This window comes from Mesorhizobium sp., assembly GCF_024509055.1.
GTDB lineage: Bacteria > Pseudomonadota > Alphaproteobacteria > Rhizobiales > Rhizobiaceae > Mesorhizobium.
In genome coordinates this window covers 1-3,551 of record NZ_JANINM010000170.1, presented here as the reverse complement: position 1 = coordinate 3,551, position 3,551 = coordinate 1, and the positions used below count along the sequence as shown (strand labels likewise).

The following is a 3,551-nucleotide window of genomic DNA, read 5'->3' as shown; positions in this document are numbered from 1 at the left end:
TGATCTCTTTCCCGTCGACCTTTAGCTTTGCCATTCGCCTCAAACCCCTGCGGATTTCCCGCAATCTCTCTTTACGGGCGCGACCGAAGCCGCGCCCGGCATTTCAATTTCACTTGGCCGCGGCGAGCGCCGCCGCCTGGGCAGTCCAGTCGTCGCGGCCGACGCGGCCGGCAAGCGACAGGTAATCCTCGACCCAGGCGATCTCTTCCAACGTCCAGGCGGCGATCTGGCCATAGGTCCAGATGCCAAGCCCGTTCAACACTTTTTCCAGCTTCGGCCCGATGCCCGATATCGCCTTCAGGTCCGAAGGTTTCGCCGGCTTCTGCATGGATTTCGGCTGCCGGAAATCTTCCGGCATCAGCCCGGCCGGGGCTGCTCCCGGCACGATGTCGGCACCAGCCGAGTCGAGCGCCTTCTCTGTGGCGTTCGCCGCGATATCGGTCACATCCTTGGCGAAGGTCTGCGCCTCTGCGATCAGCGTCTCGGTGGCCTTTCGCGCCTTGGACGAATTGGCGGCGGCCTCGGTTCGCGCCTCGAGGTCATCGAGGAACGGCTGGAACATGCGTTGCGAGGCTTCGATCGTGCCGGACACGGCGCCCATCCAGACGCCGAGGGCATGGTTGGCCAGGCCGACGCCGAGCGCCGACATCGCTGCCGCCCCGGCCACGGGATGCGCGAAAAGGTTGACGGCGCCAGCCATCTCCTTCGGCATCATCCTGGTCAGGTCCTGGTTCATCTTCTCGAGTTGTTCCAAACTGGGCATCAGCGGATAGGGTATCGAATACGGCGCCATAGACATCTCCTGGTCGTTTCTTCGTATGCCCCGCCCCTGCTTTCCGTCTCGGGCTTTCGCCCGCATTCCCAAAATCCTATTCCGCTGCCACCATCACCGGCTCGACCCGATGTGCGTTGCGCGAAAATTCGTCGATACGCCGCTCCACCTCGCCGCGGAAGTGCCGCATCAGGCCCTGGATCGGCCACGCAGCCGCGTCGCCCAGCGCGCAAATCGTGTGCCCCTCGACCTGCTTGGTCACGTCGAGCAGCATGTCGATCTCGCGCTTCTGCGCCTCGCCGCGCACCAGCCGCTCCATCACCCGCCACATCCAGCCGGTGCCTTCACGGCACGGCGTGCACTGGCCGCAGCTCTCATGCTTGTAGAAGTAGGAAAGCCTGGCGATCGCCTTCACAATATCGGTCGACTTGTCCATGACGATGACAGCCGCCGTGCCGAGGCCGGACTTCAAATCGCGCAACGCGTCGAAATCCATCGGCGCGTCCATAATCTGCGCTGCCGGCACCAGTGGCACCGAAGCGCCGCCCGGGATGACTGCCAGCAGATTGTCCCAGCCGCCACGAATGCCGCCGCAATGCGTATCGATCAGTTCGCGGAACGGGATCGACATCGCCTCTTCGACCGTGCACGGGTTGTTGACGTGGCCGGAGATGCAGAACAGCTTGGTGCCGGCATTGTTCGGCCGGCCGAAGGATGAGAACCAGGCGGCGCCACGGCGCAGGATGGTCGGCGCGACGGCGATCGATTCGACGTTGTTCACCGTCGTGGGACAGCCATAAAGGCCGACATTGGCCGGGAACGGCGGCTTCAGCCGCGGCTGGCCCTTCTTGCCTTCGAGGCTTTCGAGCAGCGCCGTTTCCTCGCCGCAGATATAGGCGCCGGCGCCATGATGCATGTAGACGTCGAAATCATAGCCCGACGTATTGCCCTTGCCGATGAGCTTCGCCGCGTAGGCTTCGTCGATCGCACGTTGAAGCGCCTCGCGCTCGCGGATGAACTCGCCGCGCACGTAGATGTAAGCAGCAATCGCGCCCATGGCGAAGCCGGCGACCAGAGCGCCCTCGACTAGCGTGTGCGGATCGTTGCGCAGGATGTCGCGGTCCTTGCAGGTGCCGGGCTCGGATTCGTCGGCGTTGATGACCAGATAGCTCGGGCGGCCGTCGCTCTGCTTGGGCATGAACGACCATTTCAGCCCGGTCGGGAAACCGGCGCCGCCGCGGCCGCGCAGGCCCGACGCCTTCATCTCGTTGACGATCCAGTCGCGCCCCTTGGCGATGAGACCGGGCGTATCGTCCCAGGCACCGCGCGCCTGCGCGCCAGCCAGCGACTTGTCGAACAGGCCGTAGATGTTGGTGAAGATGCGGTCTTTGTCCTGAAGCATTTTTCGTCCCTCAGACCGGCTTCTTGCCGAAGACGCGGATGTATTCGGCGACGCCGCCCTTGGCGAGCGCCTTCGCCTGCTTGATCCAGTCGTCGCGCTCGATGCGGCCATGGAAACTCAGATAGCCGTCGACCCACTCGCGCTCGGCCTTCTTCCAGGAAGCCACCTGCGCGAAGGTAAAAATGCCCAACGAATGCAGGATGCCCTCGATCTTCGGGCCTACACCCGAGATCAGCTTCAGGTCATCAACCGCCGCCGGACGCTCGATGCCGGCCGGACGGTTCTTGTCCTCGAGCGAGGGCTTTGCCGGCTTGGCGGCGGGCTGCTTGGTTTCCGGCGACTTGAAGGCAGCAGCCGGTTCCGCCTTGGTCCTCGGCCCGCTGCGCGGCTTCGAAACTGCCTCGACTTCCGGAGCGGTCTGGTTGGCGTTGGCGGCCGAATGGCGCGGCGCCCTGACGCTGGCGCCGTTTTCGGTGGCCGGGGCGACTTTGACCGGCGACGGCGTGTTGAGTGCCGGGCTGGTTTCAGCTGCATGAGTCTTCGGCTTGCTGGATTTGGATGGCGCAACAGGGGCGGAGGCAGGCGCAGGTGCCGCCTGTGAGACGACGGCGCCAGGCGCGGCCGCCGAGGCCACGGCAGCGGCATCCTTGGCCGCTTTCGCAGCCGCCTTGGCCTCCCTGTCGCGGGTCGACTTCAGGATCGCCTTCTCGCTCGTCAGCGACGTCAGGCCGGAGGCCGGCTCCGACCCGGTGCGGCCGTTCTGCGGGCCGGGCGTCACCGAAGCGCCTTTGCCGGCGTCATAAAGATCGATGATCTCGGCCAGCCGCTCCGGCGTCAGATCCTCGAACGTGTCCTTGAAGATCATGACCATCGGCGCGTTGACGCAGGCGCCGAGGCATTCGACCTCCTCCCACGAAAGCGTGCCCTTGTCGTTGGTGTGGAACTGGTCGTGATGGATCTTCGAGCGGCAGACATCCATCAACGCTTCCGAGCCGCGCAGCATGCAGGGCGTGGTGCCGCAGACCTGGATATGCGCCCGGGTGCCGACCGGGTTGAGCTGGTATTGCGTGTAGAAGGTCGCGACCTCGAGGCCGCGGATTCGCGGCATGCCGAGCATGTCGCAGATCGTCTCGATCGCTGCCTTGGTGACCCAGCCTTCCTGCTCCTGCGCGATCATCAGCAGCGGGATGATGGCCGACTGTTCGCGCCCCTTCGGGTATTTGGCGATCCATTGCTGCGCCGCCGCCGCGTTCGCCTTGTTGAAGGAGAAGGAGGCAGGCTGGACGCTGGCATCTGCGAGACGACGAACTGACATTAGCGATCGACCTCACCAAACACGATGTCGAGAGAGCCAAGCACGGCGGTGACGTCGGCCAG

General features: G+C 64.7%; 3 protein-coding genes. All 3 read right to left on the bottom strand.

Translation table 11 applies throughout. The features are described 5' to 3' along the window. Positions 1 to 109: 109 nt before the first annotated feature. Positions 110 to 793 carry an NADH-ubiquinone dehydrogenase gene (locus tag Q0L57_RS08210; RefSeq protein ID WP_296740960.1) on the bottom strand — a complete coding sequence of 228 codons (684 nt, stop codon included), beginning with the start codon at positions 791 to 793 and terminating at the stop codon, positions 110 to 112. A 76-nt stretch (positions 794 to 869) separates the two neighbouring features. Continuing rightward, positions 870 to 2,174, bottom strand: a complete 1,305-nt coding sequence (nuoF, locus tag Q0L57_RS08205) for an NADH-quinone oxidoreductase subunit NuoF (RefSeq protein ID WP_296740959.1) — start codon at positions 2,172 to 2,174, stop codon at positions 870 to 872. Positions 2,175 to 2,184: 10 nt separating this feature from the next. Further along, entirely contained in the window at positions 2,185 to 3,489 is a 1,305-nt protein-coding gene (locus Q0L57_RS08200; protein ID WP_296740957.1) for an NADH-quinone oxidoreductase subunit E, read from the bottom strand. Between the last annotated feature and the right edge of the window lie 62 nt (positions 3,490 to 3,551).

Excerpts from the sequence above, each read along its gene's own strand:
- Q0L57_RS08210 (WP_296740960.1), bottom strand. The coding sequence starts at position 793 with ATGGCGCCGTATTCGATACCCTATCCGCTGATGCCCAGTTTGGAACAA.
- Q0L57_RS08200 (WP_296740957.1), bottom strand. The coding sequence starts at position 3,489 with ATGTCAGTTCGTCGTCTCGCAGATGCCAGCGTCCAGCCTGCCTCCTTC.
- nuoF (WP_296740959.1), bottom strand. The coding sequence starts at position 2,174 with ATGCTTCAGGACAAAGACCGCATCTTCACCAACATCTACGGCCTGTTC.